Source organism: Cytobacillus gottheilii (assembly GCF_001636345.1).
In the GTDB taxonomy this organism is placed as follows: domain Bacteria; phylum Bacillota; class Bacilli; order Bacillales; family Cytobacillaceae; genus Cytobacillus; species Cytobacillus gottheilii.
On sequence record NZ_KV440945.1, the window covers coordinates 487218 to 512658 of the forward strand.

Sequence of the window (25441 nt, forward strand, 5' to 3'; positions counted from 1 at the left end):
AGCTTGAGTTATCCTCTAACTTCTTTTATACTTTCAAAAGTGATTCGTAGAAAAGTGAGTAATATAGGCATTCATAAGAAGAAATATTGAAGGTGAATTTAGATGGATACAAAAAGATGGTCAGTGGATAAAAATGTGGATAATTTAACTGGTTACCCACAAATAACACAGGCAGCAGATCTTTTATTAAATAATGAAGTTGTTGCATTCCCGACAGAAACGGTATATGGCTTGGGCGCAAATGCTTTAAATGACCAGGCGGTAGCGAAAATTTTTGAAGCAAAAGGCAGGCCAGCGGATAATCCACTTATTATCCACATTGCGGATGAAGCGGTGGTTTCGGACTTTGTGGAGGAAATCCCTGAAAAGGCTAAGCAATTGATGAAGGCGTATTGGCCAGGACCGCTTACAATTATCTTAAAAATGAAAGAGGGGGTGTTGTCTGAAAAGGCAACGGTTGGGTTATCCACAGTGGGAATCCGCATGCCAGATCATCCAGTAGCTCTTGCTTTATTACAGAAAACTAATCTTCCTATTGCCGCACCTAGCGCCAATTCTTCCGGAAGGCCAAGTCCCACAACCGCTGAACATGTGTGGGACGACCTGCAGGGGAAAATTTCTGGAATTGTAGATGGCGGACCAACTGGAGTAGGGCTGGAATCTACCGTTCTGGATTGTACAGAAGAGGTGCCAGTCATATTGCGCCCAGGCGGGATTACTGCCCAGCAAATTGAAGAAGTTATTGGGAAAATTACGGTTGATCCTGCATTGCTTGATAGCGGGCAAAAACCAAAGTCGCCTGGGATGAAGTATCGCCATTATGCTCCAGATGCCGCACTTGTTCTGGTTAAAGGGGAACGGGAGGATATTCAGCGGCTTATACTTGAAAAGCAGCAGGAGGGACTAAAGGTTGGTGTCCTGACAACTGAGGAAAACGAAAACTTTTATCAGGCAGACAAGGTTATTGCATGCGGAAGCAGAAAAAATCTGGATTCAGTTGCTGGCTCCTTATATGATACGTTAAGGAATTTTAACAGCGCGGATCTCGACCTTATTCTAAGTGAAATGTTTCCGGATGAAGGAGTTGGACAGGCGATTATGAATCGTCTAGTTAAAGCGGCCGGATATCGTATTATATCCATTTAATTTCTTTAGCCGTCTCGGTGTGAGGCGGTTTTTGTGTTTCCTGTAGCTTGAAAAAATAGATCATTGTGAAAAACATCGTCTAAATGACTTTGGACTTGCATATCTTGAATTAGCAAGTCCAAGGGGGCGATATACAACATGGCAGAAATATTTGGCGAATTACTCACAATCGGCTTAATGGCATTCGCGCTGGGAATGGATGCCTTCTCAATAGGATTGGGAATGGGAATGTTTAAGCTTCGTTTGCGGCAAATTGTGAAGATTGGACTGACCGTGGGACTGTTCCACGTCCTCATGCCGATGCTAGGCATGATCACCGGCAGGTTCCTGTCGGACAAGTTTGGGGAAATTGCCGCTTATATTGGCGGCGGGTTGCTGATTTTACTCGGAATTCAAATGGTGTTATCAAGCTTTAAAAAGGAAGAAAACAGCTTAATTTCACCTGTAGGATTTGGCTTGCTATTATTCGCGGTGAGTGTGAGTCTGGATAGTTTTTCAGTCGGCTTATCGCTGGGAATATTCGGAGCTAAAACAGCGGTAGTTTTAACTATGTTCGGCGCTGCAACAGCTATTTTAACATGGGTCGGACTTTTTATTGGCCGGAAAGTGCAAGGCTGGCTGGGCTCATACAGTGTAACTCTAGGTGGAGCGATCTTGCTTGCCTTTGGTATTAAATTGCTGTTTATGTAAAAATATATAGAAAAAGTTGGGGGAGAAGGTGTGACTTTTCTCTCTTTTTTTTGCAATCTAGTCTATGGGATTTAGGTGTTTTGTCTTATAATGTAATAGAGGGGGCAGCAAATATGAAGAATATACTATTTGTTTGTACAGGCAATACTTGTAGAAGCCCGATGGCTGAAGCCATTTTAAAAAGCAAAGGGATTCCTGGGCTCCAGGTGAAATCTGCTGGTGTTTATGCAGGTGCTGGAAACAAAGCCTCCCTGCATGCGCAGCAAGTTCTGCAAGAGCAGGGCATTCCATTTAACCATGAATCATCACCATTAACAGCTGAGCTTCTGCAGTGGTCCGATTATGTGTTTACCATGACTTCTGATCATAAGCGGCTCATTTTAGACCGTTTTAATGGGGTTGAAGGAAAGGTTTTTACGCTGAAGGAATTTGCAGGGGATGCAGCAATAGATATTATTGACCCTTACGGAGGATCTCTTGAGATTTACAGAGCCACCTTCAATGATTTAAAAGAAACTATTGATCAGGTAGAGAAATCTTGGAAAAAGCAGGAACGCAACTAAATCGGCTTTGCAGGGGGAAGTTATGGAAGAGAAAACGAAGTATAAGTTTGGTCTGCGCAAAAAGCTTGTTGTATTTATAATGACTCTGGCCATTATTACATACACGACAAGCGCCTTGTTTTTATATGTGGTTTATCCGTTTATTAAAGATCTAGTTCCAGTTGGACAAGTTATTTTTACGATTATTACGCTGAGCCTCGGTGCAATCTGGTCTGGTATTCTGGCTTATTTTGCAGCTGGATTTCTCATTAACCCGCTGAAAAAGCTGGAAAAAACGGCTTTAAAAGCAGCACATGGCGATATCAATGCGGAAGTGGAGCTATCTAAGTCTGATGATGAAATCCGTTCATTAGGATTAGCTTTTAATCACATGCTCTACAACTTGAAGGATATGGTTCAGAAAATAGAAGAGAATTTTCAAGAAACCAATGATAAGGTAATCTCTATTTCACGCGAATCAACAGCAGCAGCTGAGCAGGCAGAGGTCATTTCCAGAACAATTGCAGAAATTTCAGCGGGTGCAGATCATTCTGCAGTTTCTATTCAGTCAACGGCTGAGTCAGTGGAGAGTGTTATACAGATTGCCCAAATTGTACAGAAAAAAGCGATAGATTCTGAAAGCGTTTCAAAGGAGTTAATCGATGACCTTGTTGATTCCAAGAAGGTGATTCATTCTTTGATCTCTGGAATTGAAAAGCTTGCAGCTGGAAATGAACAGTCATTAGAGACGGTTAAGAGATTAGAAGACAATGCCTCCAAGGTCGAACAGATTATCAAGCTTGTTGGCGATATTGCAGCTCAAACCAATCTCCTTGCATTAAATGCTTCCATTGAGGCGGCGCGTGCGGGCGAGCACGGGAAAGGTTTTGCAGTTGTTGCGGATGAAGTGCGCAAGCTTGCGGATGAAAGTGCGACGGCAGTGCAGGGCATTTCCGAATTGATTAAAAACATCCAGCAAGAAGTAAAAAATGTTGTAAGTCAAATCAGTCAGCAAGTTCAATCGGCGAATATGGAAGCGAAAAAAGGTACTGAAACAAATGCAGTGATCGAAGAAATGACGAAAACGGTCAATGAAATGGCTGAATCTGTTTCTGAAATTACAGGACTCGTTGGCCAACAGATGGAGAGCATTCATCACACATCTCAGCAATCCCAAGAAGTTGCAGCCATCGCAGAAGAAACCTCTGCCGGTGCAGAAGAAGTGGCGGCTTCTTCTCAACAGCAAACGAACGTCATTGAAAACGTTGAAGTCCTTGCCAACGAACTAAAAACACAAGCAGAAAAACTTAAAAACACCATCACCAGATTTCATACTTCATAAGGGCCTGCGGGCTCTTTTTTTGTGGAGTGGGAGATTGGGTGCGGGATTCGACACATTTCGGGGCGTTTCGGGGCGTCACAGTGACGCCCCGAAAACGCCCCATATGCACCCTGAACCACGCCCCGATTCTAAACTTTATAATTAAGCGCTTTTATGTAAAAATAAGAGTAGAAAATAGAGGAGGCTGTTAACATGAAGGTAGCGATTGCATCAGATCACGGCGGAATTAACATTAGAGAAGAAATAAAAAACTTAATGGATGAAATGGGTATACAGTATGAAGATTTTGGCTGTGAGTGTGATACATCTGTTGACTATCCGGATTATGCTTTGCCAGTTGCTGAAAAGGTAGCCAGCGGAGAATTTGACCGCGGCATCTTAATATGCGGGACAGGCATTGGCATGAGTATTGCAGCTAATAAGGTGAAAGGCATTCGCTGTGCGCTTGTACACGATACGTTTAGTGCAAAAGCGACGCGGGCACATAATGACAGTAATATGCTGGCAATGGGCGAGCGTGTAATCGGACCTGGTCTTGCACGGGAAATCGCAAGCATCTGGCTTGGTACAGATTTTGAAGGCGGCCGTCATGAAACACGCGTAGGCAAAGTTACGGCTTATGAAAATAAATAATCTACCTGTCTCAGGAGTGTGAAGACAATGGCGGAAGAATTGCAGACATGGAAAAAAGAGCTCGATGAGATTGTTGAGCAATTTTTACAAACAGTTTCTCTAAATGAAAAAAGTGTGGTTGTCATCGGCTGCAGCACAAGTGAGGTTGCTGGAAGCAGGATCGGTACGGCTGGAACAGAGCAGGTGGCAGAGATGATTTATCATTCACTGCAGAAATTGATCAGTGAGACGGGAGCTTCCCTGGCATTTCAATGCTGTGAACACTTGAACCGGGCAATTGTGATCGAGAGGCAGGCTGCTGAGTTTAAAGGGTGGGAAGAAGTCAGCGTCGTTCCCGTTCGAACAGCTGGAGGTGCCATGGCGACCTATGCTTACGGCTCAATGAACGACCCTGTAGTTGTGGAACATATAAAAGCTGATGCAGGCATTGACATAGGTGACACATTCATTGGCATGCATTTAAAACATGTAGCGGTTCCTATTCGAACCATGCAGAAAAATGTTGGTGCAGCACATGTCACACTGGCAACAACACGGCCTAAATTAATCGGCGGAGTACGAGCTGTCTATGAAAAAAAGACAGAAAATGAATCATGCTAACCTTTGCGTATGCAAAGGTTTTTTTATGAGCTGAAGTTAGGCTTGGTTGGCGAATATATTTCTATTACGGCGAAAAAAATGTAATAACGGCGAAAAAACCCATTTTACGGCGAAAAAAACGTAATAACGGCGAAAAAACCTATTTAACGGCGAATAAAACATAATAACGGCGAATAAAACTATTTGACGGCGAAAAAAACGTAATAACGGCGAAAAAACCCATTTTACGGCGAAAAAAACGTAATAACGGCGAAAAAACCCATTTAACGGCGAATATCTAGCCTGCGCCCCTTTGGGCAGACAGTCACATCAGCCGCAATGCTTGAAACAGCCCCAATCATTGCTTCAATCATCTTATAAGTGGCACATCCTCCTGGAAAACAGGTTGCTCCCCGAATAGACGATAGCCCCAGAAATGATTCGTATTTTTTAAAGATTAAAACAGAAAAACATGTTAAAATGAAAGAGATTTTTGGTACATAGGATGCGTTTTAACAAGCAGAACAAGGTTTTCATGGCCTCACGGCGGGATGACTTGCCTTTTTATGAATAAGTCTGTTTGTGAAGAACGCGATAATAAGCTGTTGGACAAGGGGAGGATTATAAATGAAGCATTTAGCACAGCAGGATGAGCAGGTTTTTCAGTCGATTCAAGATGAGCTTAAGAGACAGAGAACAAAAATTGAGTTAATTGCGTCCGAAAACTTTGTCAGCGAAGCCGTAATGGAAGCACAGGGCTCTGTACTGACCAATAAATACGCAGAAGGCTACCCGGGACGCCGATATTATGGCGGCTGTGAGCATGTGGATGTAGCTGAGGATCTTGCCCGTGACCGCGCGAAGCAAATTTTCGGAGCGGAGCATGCCAATGTGCAGCCGCATTCTGGTGCACAGGCAAACATGGCTGTTTATTATACAGTACTTCAGCATGGTGATACCGTTCTTGGTATGAATCTTTCACATGGCGGACATTTAACACATGGAAGTCCAGTAAACTTCAGTGGAATTCAATATAACTTTGTTGAATATGGTGTTGATGAGCAAACGCAATACATTAACTATGATGATGTCCTTGAAAAAGCGCGTGAGCATAAGCCGAAGCTGATTGTTGCGGGTGCAAGTGCATATCCTCGTGCGATCGACTTCAAGCGATTCCGTGAAATTGCTGATGAAGTGGGCGCTTATCTAATGGTAGACATGGCTCATATCGCAGGTTTAGTTGCTGCGGGCCTTCACGAAAATCCAGTGCCTTATGCTGACTTTGTCACAACAACAACACATAAAACATTACGCGGACCGCGCGGCGGCATGATTCTTTGCAAAGAAGAGTTTGCTAAAAAGATTGATAAATCCATCTTCCCTGGTCTTCAAGGCGGACCCCTTATGCATGTGATTGCTGCTAAAGCAGTTGCCTTTGGTGAGGCGCTGCAGGAAAGCTTCAAGGACTACGCGGGCAGCATTATTCAAAATGCTCAGCGTCTTGCGGCGGCACTTGCGAAAGAAGAAATCAACCTAGTTTCTGGCGGAACTGATAATCACCTTTTACTTATTGATTTGCGCTCTTTAGATTTAACTGGAAAAGTAGCGGAAAAAGTCTTGGATGAGATCGGTATTACCGTCAATAAAAACACAATTCCATTTGATCCGCAAAGCCCGTTTGTCACTAGCGGTGTTCGTATTGGAACGGCTGCTGTTACATCACGCGGTTTTGGTGAAAAAGAAATGGATGAAATTGCTTCTATTATTGCATTAACGCTGAAAAATCATGAAAATGAAGAAAAGCTTTCAGAAGCAAAACAGCGTGTAGAAGCTTTAACAAGCCAATTTACACTTTATCCTGAGAGATAATAGAAAATAAATCGAAATCCCGGTCAGATTCATCTGGCCGGGATTTTATTGTGTGCCCGGCATGGGTGCAGGCTCTAGGGTGCGAGTCCCGAACGGCGAAGGCAGTAGTAGCCGTAGCTTAAGACAAGGATATGCGGGGTGACCCTCCTATCTGAAGGAAGTCGGCGGCAAACTTCCGCTCTGAGGAACACGAATCTCATATGAGGCTAGATGACATTGGGTGAGTCTGCAATACAAGACAAAGTCCATACTGCCAAAGGTGTCACATAGTAAATGAGGCGGAGACATGGAAGGAAAGTCTGTACTCTTACCCGGGGAGAACCTGTCGATATGCCGTACTCATGCGGTAAGCCTATCCGTGAGGATAAGTTGAACGACAGGCGTCAGCAGAAGCCATAGTACTTATTCGCTTAAGAGGATAAGGAAGGGCTGAACCGGTTATGGAAAATAGGAACTAGGCGTATCTTTCCATTCGATGAAACAGAAAACATAGTACCTGTTTAATGAAAGAAACGGTGAATCCGCGGGGGTCATTAAACAGGGTGGAGAATGAAAAGGACACAAACAGAACACCTATTTACGCGGGAGGTTATATCAATGTTAATGGAACGAATCATGTCACGGGAAAACCTACTTAATGCGATTAAAAGAGTAGAAAAGAATAAGGGAAAACATGGAGTGGACGAAATGCCCGTCACTGCTCTTCGTGGACATATTATGCTCAACTGGAGCGAACTGCGAAAATCCCTCTTCGAGGGAACCTATATCCCATCCCCCGTCCGTCGAGTCGAAATCCCGAAACCAGACGGCAAAGGGAAGAGGAAACTGGGAATCCCAACCGTGACAGACCGTTTCATTCAACAAGCAATCACCCAAGTGCTTACCAGAATGTATGACCCTAGTTTCTCTGAATGTAGCTTCGGCTTTCGCCCTAACAGGCGAGCGCACCAGGCTGTTAAATTAGCCCAAAGCTATATAGAAGAGGGTTATCGATGGGTAGTCGACATTGACCTTGAAAAGTTCTTTGACAAGGTTAACCACGATAGATTAATGAGTAAATTAGCCATGAGGATAAAGGATAGTACTCTCCTCAAACTAATAAGACGGTTCTTAACCTCTGGTGTTATGGAAGGCGGACTTGTCAGTCCTAACCTTGAGGGGACACCGCAAGGTGGACCTTTAAGCCCTTTACTTTCGAATATTGTGTTGGATGAACTGGATAAAGAACTGGAGCGCAGAGGACATCGCTTTGTCCGCTACGCCGATGATTGTAATATCTATGTGAAATCTAAAAGAGCTGGAGAAAGAGTTATGAAGGCAATGACCCATTTTATCGAGAGGAATCTTAAACTGAAGGTTAACAAGGATAAAAGTGCTGTAGACCGCCCTTGGAAAAGGAAATTTCTTGGGTTCAGTTTTACAAGTAATCTAAAACCGAAGGTGAGAATATCTCCCCAATCAGTTAAACGGTTTAAAGATAAAATAAGAAAGCTTACAAGCAGACGAAGGTCAATTGCCATGGAAGATAGGATTCATAACCTTAACCAATATCTAGTGGGATGGGTTAATTATTATCATTTAGCAGATACCCGTTCAGTAATCGCAAAACTCGAAGGATGGCTTAATCGAAGGTTAAGAATGATTCGATGGAAGGAATGGAAACTTCCCCAAACGAAGGTCAAGAAACTTATTAAACTAGGTGTTTCGAAAGGGAAAGCATATGAATGGGGAAATACAAGAAAGGCTTATTGGAGGATATCCAAAAGTCCAATTCTTCATAAAACATTAGGGAAAGCCTACTGGCTTTCCCTTGGGTTAAAAAGTATTTCTGCTAGATATGACTTACAGCGTTCGACTTAATCGGAACCGCCGTATACGGAACCGTACGTACGGTGGTGTGAGAGGGATAAATGGAGGTTAATCGCCTCCCCCTATCTCAATTGCTGCTGAGAAACAGACATCAGTTGTGCGTCTTCCTTCACTTATATTCTTACTTTCATGACACTTCCTTAACAATTTGCTTTGATAGTTGCCCTCGTATTTATTTTTCTGTAAAATTAGACGAAGTGCAAACAGAACCATTTTAAACAAAAAAGGAGAGATTTCGATGGCAAAGGTATATGTATTTGATCATCCATTAATTCAGCATAAACTAACATACATACGTGAAAAGAATACGGGTACAAAAGAATTTAGGGAGCTTGTTGATGAGGTTGCGACGTTAATGGCATTTGAAATAACGAGAGACATGCCTTTGGAAGAAATCGAAATTGAAACACCAGTAAAATCCACGAAGTCAAAAGTGCTTTCCGGTAAAAAATTGGGGATCATTCCGATTTTGCGTGCGGGCATTGGAATGGTAGATGGAATTCTGAAGCTGATCCCGGCTGCAAAGGTTGGGCATATCGGACTTTATCGTGATCCTGAAACATTAATGCCGGTTGAATATTATGCAAAGCTTCCAAGTGATGTGGAAGAAAGAGATTTTATCGTTGTGGATCCGATGCTTGCAACAGGAGGATCTGCGATTGAAGCGATTAATTCCCTGAAAAAACGCGGCGGTAAACATATTAAATTTATGTGCTTAATTGCTGCTCCAGAAGGGGTAGAAGCGGTGAAGGAAGCACATCCGGATGTTGATATCTATATTGCTGCACTTGATGAAAAGTTAAATGACCATGGTTATATTGTTCCAGGTCTTGGCGATGCCGGCGACCGTTTATTTGGCACAAAATAAGGGAGGAGAAGATGATCATGAAAAGTCCAATAAAAGTAATGACGATTTTTGGGACAAGACCAGAAGCGATTAAGATGGCGCCGCTTGTTCTTGAACTGCAAAAATATCCTGAGCAATTTGAATCTATTGTTACTGTTACGGCTCAGCACCGTGAAATGCTTGACCAAGTGCTGACGATCTTTGGAATTACACCTGACCATGATTTAAATATTATGAAGAATCGCCAAACCCTAATTGATGTTACAACAAGAGGGTTGGAAGGCTTGGATGCTATTATGAAGGAAGTTAAGCCTGACATAGTTCTAGTGCATGGTGATACAACAACGACATTTATTGCAGGACTTGCTGCATTTTACAATCAGATTCCTGTAGGACATGTTGAAGCGGGACTGCGGACATGGAATAAGTACTCGCCATTCCCGGAAGAAATGAATCGTCAGCTTACAGGTGTGATGGCTGATCTGCATTTCTCTCCAACTCTGCAGTCATCACAGAATTTAGTTCGTGAAAATAAAAAGGAAGAAAGCATTTTTGTAACTGGCAACACCGCAATTGATGCTTTGAAAACAACAGTTAAAGATGAATATCATCATGAAGTGCTCGACAAGGTTGGATCTGATCGCCTTGTATTACTAACGGCACACCGCCGTGAAAATCTCGGTGAGCCGATGCGCAATATGTTTAAAGCGATTAAACGGCTTGTAGACGAGCAGTCAGATATTCAAGTTGTATATCCTGTTCATATGAATCCGGCTGTTCGGGAAATTGCCGGGGAAATTTTAGGGAATGATGATCGCATTCACTTAATTGAACCGCTTGATGTGATTGATTTCCATAATTTTGCTTCCCGTGCCTATTTAATTTTGACAGATTCTGGCGGTGTTCAAGAGGAGGCTCCTTCTCTTGGTGTACCGGTTCTTGTTCTTCGTGATACAACAGAACGTCCAGAAGGAATCCAAGCAGGCACATTAAAGTTAGCAGGAATTGAAGAACAGCCAATTTATGAGATGGCAACGGAACTATTGACTGATGAAGAGGCCTACAAAAAAATGGCTCATGCTGTTAACCCGTATGGCGATGGACATGCTTCTTATCGTATTTGCGAGGCAATCCGCTATCATTTTAAACAGCTGGAAAACCGTCCGGAAGAATATAATCCGCAATAAAATAAACTTGGCCTTACCGTGGTATCACTTCGGTTAGTAAAGCAGCAGAAGCAGTCTGATTCTTATTGAATTGGACTGCTTTTTTTTGTAAATTCTTATGAAATTTAAGGATTTGCTTAAATTAAAGATATCAAAAAGGCAGCCTAATAGGACCGTTTTTACACGTTCCCACCACCCAATCAGGCATTTCAGCAAAAGATGCATACTCCCATCTCAAAAAGAAAACGCTAAGCAGTAAAAAGAGGTGCATCGCTATGAGATATTTTCTTCTATTGTTTCTTGTTTTTATCCTTATTTTCCCCTTATCTGCATATAGCACCCCACTGGAGACACCGCCGATTCCTGGCATAGAGGACGGTGAAGAGGTAGCAATCATTGTACTAAAGGACGGGCAAAATGTTCAAAGCGTGAAAAAGCGTGCCATTGAGGCAGGGCTTGAGGTCCGCCGTACTTATCATATTGCCTTAAACGCAATCTCTGTTAAAGGGAATTCATCTGCAATTCAAGAACTGAAGGAGGAGGCAGCCGTTTCCTTTATCTCTTCTGTTAACACGTATACTGTACACTCAGAAAATAATATTGAATTGATTGGCGGGGATTTAATCCGTGGTTATTTTGATGAAGCAGATCATCGGTTAACTGGGAAAGGAGTGAAAGTAGGTATTATTGATACGGGTGTTGATTATCATCATCCGGATCTGGCCAGGAATTATGGAGGCGGTCATGATGTTGTTGACGAGGATGATGATCCGATGGAAACAAGGGCTGCTGGAGGGAAATCCACTCTGCATGGTACTCATGTTGCGGGTATTATCGCTGCGAACGGCAGATTAAAGGGGGTTGCGCCAGAAGCAACGATTATTGCCTATCGTGCATTAGGGCCAGGAGGCAGCGGCACAACGGAGCAAGTTATTGCAGCGGTCGAAGAAGCCATTAAAGATAAGGTCGATGTATTAAATTTATCACTAGGCAACAATGTTAACGGGCCAGACCTGCCGATTAGCATGGCATTAAATAAGGCGGTTGACGAAGGAATTACAGCTGTCGCATCATCAGGCAATTCGGGTCCTAATATTTGGAGTGTCGGTTCGCCAGGTACTGCTGCGAAAGCTATCTCTGTAGGTGCATCCACTCCCTCTCTCATGATTCCGTATCTAAAAGTAGAAGGAAGAAACACGCGCCTGCAGCTATTACAGGGTTCTCCTGCATGGAAGCTTGATAAATCATATCCCCTTGCAGACGGAGGGATCGGCACAAAAAGGGATTTAAAGAATGTGAAGGGGAAAATCGTGCTTATTGAACGAGGCGAGCTGACTTTTTCGGAAAAAAGTCAAAATGCGTATGAAGCAGGCGCTGAAGCAGTTGTGATTTATAACAATACAAATGGTCATTTCCAAGAAAATCTTGAAGGCAAACATCATATTCCTGCAGCATCGCTTTCAAAAAAAGATGGAAACCGTCTTATTAAAAAATTGAAAAACAACCCCTTGTTAGCTCAGACCAATATAATAGAAGAAAAAGATTTATTAGCTGATTTCAGTTCACGCGGCCCTGTGACTTCTACATGGGAAATTAAGCCGGATGTAGTTGCTCCGGGAGTAGCAATTAAAAGCACTATCCCAGGCGGCTATCTCCCGCTTCAGGGAACGAGTATGGCAGCGCCGCATGTAGCAGGAGCATGTGCACTTTTAAAACAGGCCCATCCTGATTGGGGACCTGAACAGATTAAGTCAGCTTTAATGAATACGGCGAAACAGCTTGTGAATCCAACGGGACTTCCGTACAAAACTTACGAACAAGGTGCAGGAAGGATTCAGCTGGAAAAAGCCTTAAAAACAGAGTCGCTGGTGATGCCGGGTTCTCTGCAGTTTGGGAAGTTTAAGCTTGCCGATCAGCAGCATATGCATACAACATCTATTGAAATAGAGAATACAGGCAGATCAGAAAAAACCTATTCATTTAACATTCCGCACAAAGTTGAAGGGATTCAGTGGGAACTGCCGCTTTCTTTTCAAATCGCACCAGGTAAAAGAAAGAAAGTTGAAATCAAAATGTCAGCCGACCCGAGAAAACTTACCGAAAAAATATATGATGGAAGCCTAACGTTAAACGCCGGAGCAGACAAGATTAAGATTCCTTACTTATATGTACTAGAGGAACCTAATTATCCACGAGTGATGGGCTTTGCAATTGGAAAAGGCGATAAACCTGGTGTATACCGTTACGAAGCATATCTTCCTGGCGGTGCAGAAGAATTCGGAATCGCTCTGTTTGATCCGGAAAGTCTTCGATTTATTGGTTTTCTTGATTGGAAACGGAAAGTGAAGAAAGGACAGCTGGAAGAGGAAATTGAAGAATCTAAGCTGCCGGCCACTGGCCTTTACTTAACGAAGATATTTGCAAAAAAATCAGGCAAAGAGGACTGGATTGAAACCTATTTAGTTGTTGGCCCGCATGGTGAATTAACACAGCAGAACGAGAAGGCTGAGTCCAAGAATCTAAACTGACCATTGTGCAATTAACGGATCTTTAGAAATCCACTATCCAGAGCAAATGGACAGTGGATTTCTTTTTGGAAACCAAAGAGCAGCAGCCGCTCTTTAAATAGTTTTATTCAATAATCCTTCTCTTATAAACTGCATTTTAAAACAGAATTTACATAAGAATCATAGCTGTAAAAAGCTTTCAAGAGGTAAAAAAGAAAAAATATGAACAATATGTGAACTCTTATTTTTCCAGGTTTAGGTTGTGAACTTTTTGACCTGAAACGCATTGACATTGACAAGCCCCTATTGTATGCTTACAAAGGGTATAATTGATAGGGTTTACAAAGCAATATTGGCATGTTGTTAAGGTTTTAAACCTCCCTTTGCATTTGGTTTTTAATACATAAAATCGTGTAGTTTTGAAAGGGAAGAATTCGAACCTGCTGTATAAATCCGATCAATTAATACGCTTTTTCTGTTGCTCTTTTCTTGTTGTTTTTGGCGCAGGCACTTCTCCCTCTTTTAAAAAGAAATCCATACATACTATTAATAAGAGGATGAATACGGCCGTTGGTAAATGGTTCTCTACGGCAGACAGGAGAAAAGGGATATGCCAGAATTTAAATTAATGTTTATTAGGCAAAGAAAGTATATGTTTTATCTTCTAGCGATCTATGTTCTTGGCTGGGGATTCACGTCACATCAGCATATATACTTAGGTTTAATCATTGGAACAGCCTTGAGTATGTATATTTTATGGTCAATGGTCAGAAAAATAGATCAATTTGGAGAAGCGGTTGCCACTGGCCGAAAAGTGTATTCAATCGGAATGATCTCTAGAATGGCAGTAGCTGCATTAGCAGTGCTGATTGCCACGAGATATCCTGATCAAGTGCATTTTATCAGTGTAATTATAGGATTAATGACAGCTTATATTGTCATTATGATAGATTTTGCCATCCAGACATTACAATCAGCACTCAGCAAGGGAGAGAGGTGAAAAATTTGAATCATGGTGCTCCTACTGTAGATATCATGGGTTTGCATTTTAATTTATCTAATATACTCATGATAACTGTAGCTAGTATTATCGTATTTATTATAGCGTACGTCTGTACCCGCAACCTTTCTATGAAACCAACGGGCAAGCAGAATTTCATTGAGTGGGTTATGGACTTCGTTAAAAACATTATTAACAGTTCAATGGATTGGAAAACAGGTGGAAGATTCCATGTGTTAGGAATCACACTTATTATGTTCATATTCGTTTCCAATATGTTAGGTCTGCCATTCGCTGTAGTCCTCGACCATGAACTATGGTGGAAATCACCTACCGCTGATCCAATCATAACATTAACCCTTGCGGCGATGGTGATCGCGCTATCACACTACTATGGTGTGAAAATGAAAGGGTTAAAAGAATATGGTAAAGACTTCTTTAGGCCAAAGGCGTTTATGTTCCCGCTGAAGCTTGTAGAAGAATTTTCAAACACATTAACACTAGGTCTTCGTTTATATGGAAATATTTACGCGGGTGAAATTTTACTTTCTCTACTCTCTACTTCCCTCGCATACTCAACCTGGTGGGGAACCATACTAGCAATTCCATTAACGGTAGTATGGCAAGGATTCTCCGTATTTATCGGTTCTATCCAAGCATTTATCTTTACTCTGTTAGCAATGGTCTACATGTCTCATAAAGTAAATCATGACCATTAATATATTATATGTTCAGCTTATTGAACAAAACAAAAATAAACTATATACAATTCAAGGAGGAAATACAAAATGGGTGCAATAGCAGCAGCAATCGCAATTGGTTTAGCAGCATTAGGTGCAGGTTTAGGTAACGGTATGATCGTTTCTCGTACAGTGGAAGGAATCGCTCGTCAGCCAGAAGCTCGTGGTATGCTTCAATCTACAATGTTCATCGGGGTAGCTTTCGTAGAGGCGATTCCAATCATGGCGGTTGTTATCGCGTTTATGGTAATGGGTCAATAATCGGTATATAAAATTAGAAATGGCGAAGTCGATCGATAAGAACCTTCGCCATTCCTTTATGCCTAATATTTGGATTAGTGAATCAATTATCGAATGAAATATGGATACTATCTTAGATTCCAGATGAAGATTTCTGAAGGGAGTGAACTCGTCCGTGCTATTAAATGGTTTTGCCTTAGGGGCATCTTCTGGTGTATTTACCGGTGGAGATATCATTTTTACAATCTTCACATTTATTATATTGCTATTTTTAATAAAAAAGTTTGCATGGGGTCCATTAATGGGCATGATGCAGCAGCGTGAAGAATACATTGCAAACGAAATTACAGCAGCTGAAACTAGCAGAGTTGAGGCGAAAAAGTATCTGGACGAACAGCGTCAGTTATTAACAGAAGCTCGTACAGAAGCACAAACATTAATTGACAATGCAAAGAAACAAGCAGACATCCAAGGCCAGGAAATTACTGAGTTGGCACAAAAAGAAGCACAGCGTCTGAAAGAATCTGCTGTACTCGAAATTGAACAGCAGAAGGAACAGGCTGTAGCGGCAATTCGTGATCAAGTAGCATCACTTTCCGTTTTAATTGCGTCTAAAGTTATCGAAAAAGAATTAACTGCAGAAGACCAACAGCAGTTAATTGATGAATATATTAAAGAGGCAGGGGAAAAACGATGAAGAGCGCTGCGGTTTCAAAACGCTATGCAATTGCTCTTTTTGACCTTGCCAAAGAACACCAGCTGATCGACAGCATGGAGCAAGAGTTACTCGTAGTAAAAGATGTCATTCAAAATAGCGAAGGATTCCAAATGCTATTTCAATCTCCGAAAATTTCTATTCAAAAGAAGAAAGAGATTGTAAAGGATGCTTTTGCTTCGTTAAACGCTTTCGTTGTAAATACATTAATGATATTAATTGAACGCCACCGCGAGGATATTATTGCTGAAGTGGCAGATCAATTTATCGGACTTGCAAATGAAGCTAGAGGAATTGCTGAAGCAAAGGTTTATACAACAAGACCATTGACTGACGCTGAAAAACAAGCTTTATCAGCAACATTTGCAGCAAAGATTGGAAAAACATCACTTCGTATTGACAATATTATAGACACTAACCTACTGGGCGGTATTAAGCTTCGAATTGGGAATACTATTTTCGATGGAAGCCTGCGCGGTAAGTTAGATCGTCTTGAGCGTCAATTGTTAGGATAAGATTCGTAGATAGGGGTGAAACTCATGAGCATCAAAGCTGAAGAAATCAGTGCACTGATAAAGAAGCAAATTGAAAACTATCAGTCGGAAATTCAATTAAGTGAAGTGGGTACTGTAATCTCTGTTGGAGATGGTATTGCCCGTGTTCATGGCCTCGACAATGTCATGGCTGGAGAACTTGTTGAATTTTCAAACGGCGTTATGGGTATGGCACAAAACCTGGAAGAAAATAACGTTGGTATTATCATTTTAGGACCATTCACAGAAATCCGTGAAGGTGGCGAAGTGCGCCGCACAGGCCGCATCATGGAAGTACCGGTTGGTGAAGAACTGATTGGCCGCGTAGTGAATCCTCTTGGACAGCCTGTTGATGGAATGGGTCCAATCAACACAACTAAATCACGTCCAATTGAAAGCCCGGCTCCTGGTGTTATGGATCGTAAATCTGTTCATGAACCATTGCAGACAGGTATTAAAGCAATCGATGCTCTTGTGCCAATTGGCCGCGGACAGCGTGAGCTTATTATCGGTGACCGTCAAACAGGTAAAACATCCGTTGCAATTGATACTATTTTGAACCAGGCGGATCAAAATATGGTATGTATCTATGTTGCGATTGGACAAAAAGAATCTACAGTTCGTAACGCAGTTGAAACATTGCGTAAAAATGGTGCTTTAGAATATACAATTGTTGTTACTGCATCTGCTTCACAGCCTGCACCATTGCTTTATTTAGCACCTTATGCTGGTGTATCAATGGCTGAGGAGTTCATGTATAACGGCAAGCATGTGCTTATTGTGTATGATGACTTAACGAAGCAAGCATCTGCATATCGTGAGCTTTCCCTATTATTGCGTCGTCCTCCGGGCCGTGAAGCATATCCAGGGGATGTTTTCTACCTGCATAGCCGTCTATTAGAGCGTGCAGCTAAATTGAGCGATGCAAAGGGCGCAGGTTCTATTACAGCATTGCCATTTATTGAAACACAAGCAGGTGACGTATCTGCTTACATTCCTACAAACGTTATTTCCATTACTGATGGACAAATCTTCCTTCAGTCTGACCTTTTCTTCTCCGGTGTTCGTCCGGCGATTAATGCAGGTCTTTCTGTATCACGTGTAGGTGGATCTGCACAGATCAAAGCAATGAGAAAGGTTGCAGGTACTCTGCGTCTTGACCTTGCTTCTTACCGTGAACTTGAATCATTTGCTCAGTTTGGATCTGATCTTGATAAAGCTACACAAGCAAAATTAAATCGTGGTGCTCGTACGGTTGAAGTGTTGAAGCAAGACTTGAACAAACCTTTAAAGGTTGAAAAACAAGTTGCGATTCTTTATGCACTTACACGCGGCTTCCTGGATGATATCCCTGTAAATGATATCCTCCGCTTCGAAGATGAATATTTAACATGGTTAGACCACAACCGCAAAGAGTTGCTTGATCATATCGTAACAACGAAAGAGCTTCCTTCTGATGACGATATGGCTGCTGCGATCAATGATTTCAAGAAAACGTTCGCAGTATCTGAATAATAGAAGTCTTTCGAGTATTGGAGAGGGAAGCCTCTCCTAAAATCCTATCAGGCTCCTATTTTAGTCAACAAACTTTGAATGAGGGTGGTGAGAACCTGTGGCATCATTACGCGATATAAAATCTCGTATTACTTCTACAAAGAAGACGAGTCAAATAACAAAAGCCATGCAGATGGTATCTGCAGCTAAGATGAACCGTGCAGAAATGAATGCTAAGTCATTTGTTCCTTACATGGAAAAGATTCAAGAGGTTACTGCCTCAATCGCACTTGGCAGCCAGGATGCAAATCATCCGATGCTTACTAGCCGGCCGGTTAAGAAAACTGGTTATTTAGTAATAACATCTGATCGTGGCTTAGCTGGTGCATACAATAGCAATATTATCCGAACTGTATATCAAACAATCCAAAAACGCCATAAATCAACTGATGAATATGCGATCATCGCAATCGGCAGAACTGGCCGTGATTTCTTCAAGAAGCGTGGCATGAATGTGATTCTTGATATTGTTGCAGTATCTGATCAGCCGTCATTTACGGAAATTAAAGATATTGCCAGCAAAACAGTCGGAATGTACTTAGATGAAACATTTGATGAACTTAATTTATACTACAGTCATTATGTCAGCGCGATTCAGCAGGATGTAACGGAGAGAAAACTTCTTCCGCTTACAGATATCTCATCTACTGGCACTTTGACTTCATATGAATTCGAACCAAATGCTGAAGAGATCTTGGAAGTGCTTCTTCCTCAATATGCTGAAAGCCTCATATATGGCTCACTGCTGGACAGCAAAGCAAGTGAACATGCTGCCCGGATGACAGCTATGAAGAATGCAACTGATAATGCAAGTGATCTGATCAGCTCTCTTAGTCTGGTATACAACCGTGCTCGACAAGCAGCGATTACCCAGGAAATTACGGAAATCGTTGGCGGAGCAGCTGCATTAGAATAAAGAGATGACGAATGAAACGGGGAAGCTGGAGATGTTGCTCTGGCTTCTATGTTTGAAAGCATGCCGTTTTTGCGGCTGCCCGCGTCATTTTTTATGAATAAGAAAATTATGAAATAGATGTATAATTAAATTAATGATTAGCTTCAGCATCTATAAAGGCGCTTACGCTTTTCTAGTAGGAGGGAAAAAGATGAATAAAGGACGCGTTCTTCAGGTTATGGGTCCAGTTGTTGACGTTAAGTTCGAAAGCGGTCAGCTTCCTGAGATCTATAATGCTTTGACTATTTCCAATTCAGCGAGTGAGTCTGGAGCTGGAATCAGCTTAACCCTTGAAGTTGCCCTTCATTTAGGTGACGATACTGTACGTACAATCGCAATGTCTTCAACTGATGGTCTAACAAGAGGAAGCGAAGTTGTTGATACTGGTTCAGCAATCTCTGTTCCTGTAGGTGATGTTACACTTGGGCGTGTATTTAACGTACTTGGTGAAACAATTGACTTGGATCCTGTCATTGCTGGCGATATTCGCCGTGACTCAATCCACAGAGAAGCACCTAAATTTGAACAGCTTTCAACTGAAGTAGAAATTTTAGAAACTGGTATTAAAGTTGTAGACTTGCTTGCACCATATATTAAAGGTGGTAAGATCGGTCTATTCGGTGGTGCCGGAGTAGGTAAAACCGTTTTAATTCAGGAATTAATTAATAATATCGCACAAGAGCACGGTGGTATCTCTGTATTTGCCGGTGTTGGTGAGCGTACACGTGAAGGTAATGACCTTTACCATGAAATGACTGATTCTGGTGTTATTAAGAAAACAGCGATGGTATTCGGACAAATGAACGAGCCGCCTGGAGCACGTATGCGTGTTGCTCTAACGGGTCTGACAATGGCTGAATTCTTCCGTGATGATCAAGGACAAGACGTTCTTTTCTTCATGGATAACATCTTCCGTTTCACACAAGCAGGTTCTGAGGTTTCTGCCCTATTAGGCCGTATGCCTTCAGCGGTAGGTTACCAGCCAACACTTGCTACAGAAATGGGTAAACTACAAGAGCGTATCACATCTACTAACGTAGGTTCTGTTACATCTATCCAAGCAATTTACGTACCTGCCGATGACTATACGGATCCGGCTCCAGCTACAACATTTGCTCACTTAGATGCAACAACAAACCTTGAGCGTAAGCTTTCTGAGATGGGAATTTACCCAGCGGTAGATCCGTTGGCATCTACTTCCCGTGCTCTATCACCTGAAATCGTAGGGGAAGAGCATTACTCTATTGCTCGTCAAGTACAGCAAACATTACAGCGTTACAGAGAACTTCAAGATATCATTGCGATTCTTGGTATGGACGAGCTTTCTGACGATGATAAATTAGTCGTTGCACGTGCTCGCCGTATCCAGTTCTTCTTATCACAAAACTTCCACGTTGCTGAGCAGTTTACTGGCCAGCCGGGATCATATGTACCTGTTAAAGAAACTGTAAAAGGCTTCAAGGAAATTCTTGAAGGCAAATACGATCACTTACCAGAAGATGCTTTCCGTCTTGTAGGAAGAATTGAAGAAGTGATCGAAAGTGCAAAGAAAATGGGCGTAGAGGTCTAAATCTGGACCAGGAGGGTAAAAAATGAAGACAATCAATGTCAATATTGTTACTCCCGACGGCCCGGTGTATGAATCAGACGTAGAAATGGTGAGTACAAAGGCCGCAAGCGGTGAGCTCGGGATCTTGCCTGGCCATATTCCAATGGTAGCACCGTTACAAATTGGAGCTGTCCGTCTAAAAAACGGCGGAAAAACGGATTTAGTCGCTGTTAGTGGCGGATTCATTGAAGTAAAGCCTGAAAAGGTGACGATCTTGGCGCAATCAGCTGAGCAGTCTGAAGAAATCGATGTAGAACGAGCTAAAAGTGCAAAACTTCGAGCTGAAGAACGTCTTCACCAACAGAAGCGTGAGAATATCGATTTCCGCAGAGCAGAACTTGCTCTTCAGCGTGCCATGAATCGAATTAACGTATCTGAGAGACATTTTTAATGAATGTTAAAGGCACCTCACAGAACTAACTGTGAGGTGTTTTTTAGTATACTGCTGATTTAGCTCATTACTCCGTATCCATTCGTTATAAAAACCTCTCAATGTATAACAACCACTTTTGTCTCAAATCCCTAGTGCAAGAACAGATAGAGCGCAAGCTTACAGCAGACCGCTCAATTCGGTGCAAGAATAATACAAGTTTAAATGCAGTTAAAAGCATTCATTAAGGAAAGTTATTGATGAATGTAAAATTTTTTTAAATAAAGTGTAACTTACTAGCTTGAATATACGTCGAATGATAGGATGGATTTGGAGTGTCTATTATGGATGTCTTTAAACTGGAGGAGGAGTTAGGATGATTACAGGAGACTTTGGGCAGCAGGCGCTCATCAGCATCATGTCACATCTTGTATTTATTGCCCTTGCCTGGTGGGCATTGCAGGCTATTCGTCTAGACCAATTATTAAAGCCAAATCGGGTTGTACAGGCAAGAGTTCTGTATATCCTTTTATCCATCATAATTGGTTCTGCTGCTAGTAATTTTTTCCTTGACTACTTATTATGGTCACAGCAGCTGCCTCTGATTTTACAAACAATAGGCTTATCTAAAATATAGGTCTTCGTGCATGTTTTCTTTTATGCCATTTTTCAGTATGATTCTCTTGTTGTGAAAAAATATTACGCGTTTTTATACTCTTGTGAAGCATTTTTCAAAGTTGGACAAAAGACAGAGTACATTCTGATTTTGATGAGTACATATTGGATGATTGTCAAAAAGTGACGAGAGTTTTTAAGTATGTCGTGCTTCTCCTTGGTAACAATGATACTAAGGGGAGGAGATTCAAAATGAAAGATAAAAAAGCGATTTTATTAGCAATTATTACCGTAATTGGTTTTATGGGCTTAACGATTGGGAATAAGACGATTGTAGCATATGAAGAGCTTGACCTATCAAAGTTTGCTTCTGTAATGGAAGACGAGAATATTATCATATCTGAGTGGTCTTTACATGCAAGAGAAAAAATGGAAAGTTTTGAAACACTTGATCAAGCTGAAGGATACACAAATCAGCTAAAAAAGGCATATGCTGATTGGGAATGGACAGTAAAGTCAGAGTCTGATCAATGGGAAGCAACTGCTTCAAAAACAGATGATGAAGGCATAGCTGAAAGCATTAAAATGATGTCTGCAGAAGCTGGCGGAAAGATCCAATCCTACTTGACATATGAGATGAAAGGCAGCTTGTGGAACAGCGATACAGAGCAGTTGGCTGAAAATAAGCTGAAAAGCAGACTTTCCGACTTATTTCGCGGAAATACCACAATTTTCTCTTGTATGAAAGGCGAATTCAATGATAAGATTAATGGGTCTTTGTCAAATACTGCAAGTCATTTACTAGAAGTATTTGATGCAGAAGAAATTGAAACGTTAGAAGAAGAAAATTTTGTTTCTACAACTGCTAGTTCACCGATGTTCCATGAATCGGTTGCAGCTGGCGGAAAGAAAATGAATGTACAAATTGGATTAAGAACTGAAGGGATGGGCGCTAATACAACCATAGTTATTGGCACACCCATCATTACGATTGAATATTAATATAGAGATAATGGACGCGGAGGGGAATACACTTTGGAAAAAATCATCGTCCGCGGCGGGAATCGGCTAAGCGGAACTGTTAAAGTTGAAGGCGCAAAAAATGCTGTTTTGCCGGTTATCGCTGCTACACTGTTAGCAAGTGATGGAAAAAGCATAATTCGTGATGTCCCTACTCTCTCCGATGTATTTACAATTAATGAAGTATTACGCTATTTAAACGCCGAAGTGGAGTTTGATAATAATACAGTAATCGTTAATGCATCAAGAGAGTTAAGAGAAGAAGCACCTTTTGAATATGTTCGTAAAATGCGGGCGTCTTCATTAGTAATGGGACCGCTTCTTGCTAGAAATGGCCGTGCACGAGTGGCATTGCCTGGGGGCTGTGCAATCGGCTCTCGCCCAATTGATCAGCATTTAAAGGGCTTCGAAGCAATGGGAGCGACAGTAAAGGTTGGAAATGGATTTGTTGAAGCAGAAGCAGCAGATGGCCGTCTGCGCGGAGCAAAAATATATTTAGATTTCCCAAGCGTAGGCGCAACGGAAAACATTATGATGGCAGCAACACTTGCAACTGGTACAACAGTTATTGAGAACGTTGCAAAAGAACCTGAAATTGTAGACCTTGCTAATTTCCTAAACAGCATGGGAGCAAAAGTTAGAGGCGCAGGTACAGGAACGATCCGCATTGAGGGAGTGGAAATGCTTTTCGGAGCAGACCACAACATAATTCCAGATCGCATTGAAGCAGGAACATTTATGGTTGCTGCAGCGATTACAGGTGGAGATGTACTCATTAAAGGAGCAGTTCCAGAGCATTCTACATCCTTAATCGCAAAAATGGAAGAGATGGGTGTTGTATTTATTGAAGAGGCAGAAGGTGTGCGTGTATTAGCACCTGAAAAGCTGAAAGCAGTAGATATTAAAACAATGCCTCATCCTGGATTCCCGACTGATATGCAAGCACAAATGATGGCGTTATTGCTTCATGCAAACGGCACTAGTGTGATCACAGAAACTGTGTTCGAAAACCGTTTTATGCATGTGGAAGAATTCCGCCGCATGAATGCTGAAATTAAAATTGAAGGCCGCTCGGTTATCATGAATGGTCCTTCTAATCTGCAGGGAGCAGAAGTAGCTGCAACGGATCTTCGTGCTGCTGCTGCGTTAATTTTAACAGGTCTTGTTGCTGATGGAATTACACGCGTTACAGAACTAAAGCATCTTGATCGCGGATATGTAAGCTTCCATGAAAAACTGGCTGCGTTAGGTGCAGATATTGAACGTATTACGGAAGTTGAAGAGCAGCAAGCTGAAAAGTTTGTAACAGATTTAAACGCTTAATCAACTGGAATATATTGAAAAACCGCAACACCGAATTGTCTGTAAGGACAGAACGGTATGCGGTTTTTTTATTTATGTATAATTGTACCGTTGCTTATTTGGGCAGCTAAACTCATTCTTGTCAGTGACCAAATGCTCTCTAGCTATAAGAGTTATGCTAAACTCTTAAAACAGCGGCAGAAACAGCCACCCAAAATTTCTTCGAATACTTGTCATATTAGCTTGTCCAATCCCATATGAATGGAATGAGACTGAAACTACGGAGGCTTACATATGACAAAAATCAAACCATTCATTCTACTAGCGTCGATTCTCTTTGCCGTCACGATCATTGTTCCGTCTCTTCTGGTTATCCCATTTTCAAATAATGAAGAGACAGGAAAGCTGGATGAAGAACTGGAAGAAACAGTGGCTGAACCAGCAGGCACTGAACCTGCCATTGAAGTGGCTGTGTTCCGAACAGCGACAAAAAAGGTTGAAAACCTGGCAATGGAAGATTATTTAGTTGGAGTCGTATCAGCTGAGATGCCTGCAGAGTTTGAAGATGAAGCTTTAAAAGCACAGGCGCTGACAGCACGAACCTATATTGTTCAGCATCTAATGAAGGATCAAGATCTGAATATTCCTGGAGATGCACAAGTGTATGATACGGTCGATCATCAGGTATATAAAAATAAAGAAGAGCTAAAGAAGCAGTGGAAAGAAGAATATGACTCTAATATTAAGAAGGTGACTGAAGCTGTTCGTGCTACAGCAGGTCAGATCCTTACTTATGAAGGGAATCCTATACAGGCACAATTCTTTTCAACGAGCAATGGCTTTACCGAAAATTCAGAGTCGGTATGGACAAATGCCATTCCCTACTTAAAAAGTGTTGAGAGCCCATGGGATCAGAAATCACCAGAGTTTACAGATCAACTGGTCATAGCAGTGCCCGATTTTGAAGCAAAGCTGGGCGTGTCATTGCCGGAAGGTCCAGCAATCGGAAGTGTAACAGAACGAACAGCAGGAAAAAGAGTCTCCAAGGTGAATATTAATGGTAAGGAATTAAAAGGTGTCGATATCCGTGAAAAACTAGGATTAAGATCAACCGATTTTACATGGGAAAGAAAAGGCGATAATGTGGTCATTCAAACAAAGGGCTATGGACATGGTGTTGGCATGAGCCAATACGGAGCCAATGGCATGGCTGCAGAAGGAAAAACATATAAAGAAATCGTCAATCATTATTATAAGGGAGTCGAGATCTCAACGTCTGATACGATGCTCGCTAAAGTGATGGCGAAAAAATAGACAGAAACAAAAGAGCCGCCGAAGGCATTCGGCGGCTCTTGCTGGTGCGCCCGGCATGGGTGCAATCTATAGGGTGCAAGTCCCGAGCCACGAAGGCAGTAGTAGTGGTTAGCTTAACGCAAGGGTGTCCGCGGCGACGCGGAATCTGAAGGAAGCGAGCGGCAAACCTCCGGTCTGAGGAACACGAACTTCATACAAGGCTAGGTATCATTGGATGAGTTTGCCAGACAAAACAAAGTCCTTACTGCCGAAGGTGGTACAGAGTAAATGGAGCAGATAGATGG

The 25441-nt window shown here is 41.9% G+C and carries 24 protein-coding genes; all 24 read left to right on the forward strand.

Going from position 1 to position 25441, the window contains the following annotated elements:
• Positions 1 to 102: 102 nt before the first annotated feature.
• Positions 103 to 1146: an L-threonylcarbamoyladenylate synthase gene (locus A6754_RS02385; RefSeq protein ID WP_066442340.1), complete on the forward strand. Its 1044-nt coding sequence runs from the start codon at positions 103 to 105 to the stop codon at positions 1144 to 1146.
• Between the two features lie 138 nt (positions 1147 to 1284).
• Positions 1285 to 1836, forward strand: a complete 552-nt coding sequence (locus A6754_RS02390) for a manganese efflux pump MntP (RefSeq protein WP_066442341.1) — start codon at positions 1285 to 1287, stop codon at positions 1834 to 1836.
• Positions 1837 to 1949: 113 nt separating this feature from the next.
• The gene (locus A6754_RS02395) at positions 1950 to 2399 is read left to right on the forward strand and encodes a low molecular weight protein arginine phosphatase (protein WP_066442343.1); all 450 of its coding nucleotides are present in this window, start codon (positions 1950 to 1952) and stop codon (positions 2397 to 2399) included.
• A 22-nt stretch (positions 2400 to 2421) separates the two neighbouring features.
• A complete protein-coding gene (locus tag A6754_RS02400; RefSeq protein WP_066442344.1) occupies positions 2422 to 3720 on the forward strand; it encodes a methyl-accepting chemotaxis protein in 1299 nt (432 codons plus the stop codon).
• Positions 3721 to 3912: 192 nt separating this feature from the next.
• Complete coding sequence (gene rpiB / locus A6754_RS02405; protein ID WP_066442345.1) at positions 3913 to 4353, forward strand: ribose 5-phosphate isomerase B; 441 nt, start codon at positions 3913 to 3915, stop codon at positions 4351 to 4353.
• Between the two features lie 27 nt (positions 4354 to 4380).
• Positions 4381 to 4953, forward strand: a complete 573-nt coding sequence (locus tag A6754_RS02410) for a TIGR01440 family protein (RefSeq protein ID WP_066442346.1) — start codon at positions 4381 to 4383, stop codon at positions 4951 to 4953.
• A gap of 606 nt (positions 4954 to 5559) precedes the next feature.
• Positions 5560 to 6801 carry a serine hydroxymethyltransferase gene (gene glyA / locus A6754_RS02415; RefSeq protein WP_066442347.1) on the forward strand — a complete coding sequence of 414 codons (1242 nt, stop codon included), beginning with the start codon at positions 5560 to 5562 and terminating at the stop codon, positions 6799 to 6801.
• A 597-nt stretch (positions 6802 to 7398) separates the two neighbouring features.
• Positions 7399 to 8661 carry a group II intron reverse transcriptase/maturase gene (gene ltrA, locus A6754_RS02420; RefSeq protein ID WP_066441994.1) on the forward strand — a complete coding sequence of 421 codons (1263 nt, stop codon included), beginning with the start codon at positions 7399 to 7401 and terminating at the stop codon, positions 8659 to 8661.
• A gap of 247 nt (positions 8662 to 8908) precedes the next feature.
• Positions 8909 to 9538, forward strand: a complete 630-nt coding sequence (upp, locus tag A6754_RS02425) for a uracil phosphoribosyltransferase (RefSeq protein ID WP_066442348.1) — start codon at positions 8909 to 8911, stop codon at positions 9536 to 9538.
• 17 nt (positions 9539 to 9555) lie between these two features.
• Positions 9556 to 10704 (forward strand): non-hydrolyzing UDP-N-acetylglucosamine 2-epimerase, encoded by a 1149-nt coding sequence (gene wecB, locus A6754_RS02430; protein WP_066442349.1) that lies wholly within the window; start codon positions 9556 to 9558, stop codon positions 10702 to 10704.
• A 254-nt stretch (positions 10705 to 10958) separates the two neighbouring features.
• The gene (locus A6754_RS02435) at positions 10959 to 13211 is read left to right on the forward strand and encodes a S8 family serine peptidase (protein WP_066442350.1); all 2253 of its coding nucleotides are present in this window, start codon (positions 10959 to 10961) and stop codon (positions 13209 to 13211) included.
• A 589-nt stretch (positions 13212 to 13800) separates the two neighbouring features.
• Positions 13801 to 14190: an ATP synthase subunit I gene (locus tag A6754_RS02440; RefSeq protein ID WP_066442351.1), complete on the forward strand. Its 390-nt coding sequence runs from the start codon at positions 13801 to 13803 to the stop codon at positions 14188 to 14190.
• A gap of 5 nt (positions 14191 to 14195) precedes the next feature.
• Positions 14196 to 14909: a F0F1 ATP synthase subunit A gene (gene atpB, locus A6754_RS02445; RefSeq protein ID WP_066442352.1), complete on the forward strand. Its 714-nt coding sequence runs from the start codon at positions 14196 to 14198 to the stop codon at positions 14907 to 14909.
• Positions 14910 to 14978: 69 nt separating this feature from the next.
• Positions 14979 to 15191 carry a F0F1 ATP synthase subunit C gene (atpE, locus tag A6754_RS02450; protein WP_066442353.1) on the forward strand — a complete coding sequence of 71 codons (213 nt, stop codon included), beginning with the start codon at positions 14979 to 14981 and terminating at the stop codon, positions 15189 to 15191.
• Between the two features lie 154 nt (positions 15192 to 15345).
• A complete protein-coding gene (gene atpF, locus A6754_RS02455; RefSeq protein WP_066442354.1) occupies positions 15346 to 15867 on the forward strand; it encodes a F0F1 ATP synthase subunit B in 522 nt (173 codons plus the stop codon).
• Positions 15864 to 16400 (forward strand): F0F1 ATP synthase subunit delta, encoded by a 537-nt coding sequence (locus A6754_RS02460; RefSeq protein ID WP_066442355.1) that lies wholly within the window; start codon positions 15864 to 15866, stop codon positions 16398 to 16400. Before atpF ends, A6754_RS02460 begins: the two co-directional genes overlap by 4 nt.
• Before the next feature lie 24 nt (positions 16401 to 16424).
• On the forward strand, positions 16425 to 17933 hold the full coding sequence (gene atpA, locus A6754_RS02465) for a F0F1 ATP synthase subunit alpha (RefSeq protein ID WP_066442356.1): 1509 nt from the start codon (positions 16425 to 16427) through the stop codon (positions 17931 to 17933).
• 97 nt (positions 17934 to 18030) lie between these two features.
• Positions 18031 to 18888 (forward strand): F0F1 ATP synthase subunit gamma, encoded by an 858-nt coding sequence (locus A6754_RS02470; protein WP_066442357.1) that lies wholly within the window; start codon positions 18031 to 18033, stop codon positions 18886 to 18888.
• Between the two features lie 190 nt (positions 18889 to 19078).
• The gene (gene atpD / locus A6754_RS02475) at positions 19079 to 20497 is read left to right on the forward strand and encodes a F0F1 ATP synthase subunit beta (RefSeq protein WP_066442358.1); all 1419 of its coding nucleotides are present in this window, start codon (positions 19079 to 19081) and stop codon (positions 20495 to 20497) included.
• A gap of 22 nt (positions 20498 to 20519) precedes the next feature.
• The gene (locus tag A6754_RS02480; protein ID WP_066442359.1) at positions 20520 to 20927 is read left to right on the forward strand and encodes a F0F1 ATP synthase subunit epsilon; all 408 of its coding nucleotides are present in this window, start codon (positions 20520 to 20522) and stop codon (positions 20925 to 20927) included.
• A 355-nt stretch (positions 20928 to 21282) separates the two neighbouring features.
• Positions 21283 to 21543 (forward strand): DUF1146 family protein, encoded by a 261-nt coding sequence (locus tag A6754_RS02485; protein WP_066442360.1) that lies wholly within the window; start codon positions 21283 to 21285, stop codon positions 21541 to 21543.
• A gap of 230 nt (positions 21544 to 21773) precedes the next feature.
• Positions 21774 to 22523, forward strand: coding sequence for a YwmB family TATA-box binding protein (locus A6754_RS02490; protein ID WP_066442361.1), 750 nt, complete (start codon positions 21774 to 21776; stop codon positions 22521 to 22523).
• Positions 22524 to 22556: 33 nt separating this feature from the next.
• On the forward strand, positions 22557 to 23864 hold the full coding sequence (murA, locus tag A6754_RS02495; protein WP_066442362.1) for a UDP-N-acetylglucosamine 1-carboxyvinyltransferase: 1308 nt from the start codon (positions 22557 to 22559) through the stop codon (positions 23862 to 23864).
• A gap of 273 nt (positions 23865 to 24137) precedes the next feature.
• The gene (gene spoIID, locus A6754_RS02500) at positions 24138 to 25157 is read left to right on the forward strand and encodes a stage II sporulation protein D (protein WP_066442363.1); all 1020 of its coding nucleotides are present in this window, start codon (positions 24138 to 24140) and stop codon (positions 25155 to 25157) included.
• Positions 25158 to 25441 lie beyond the last annotated feature (284 nt).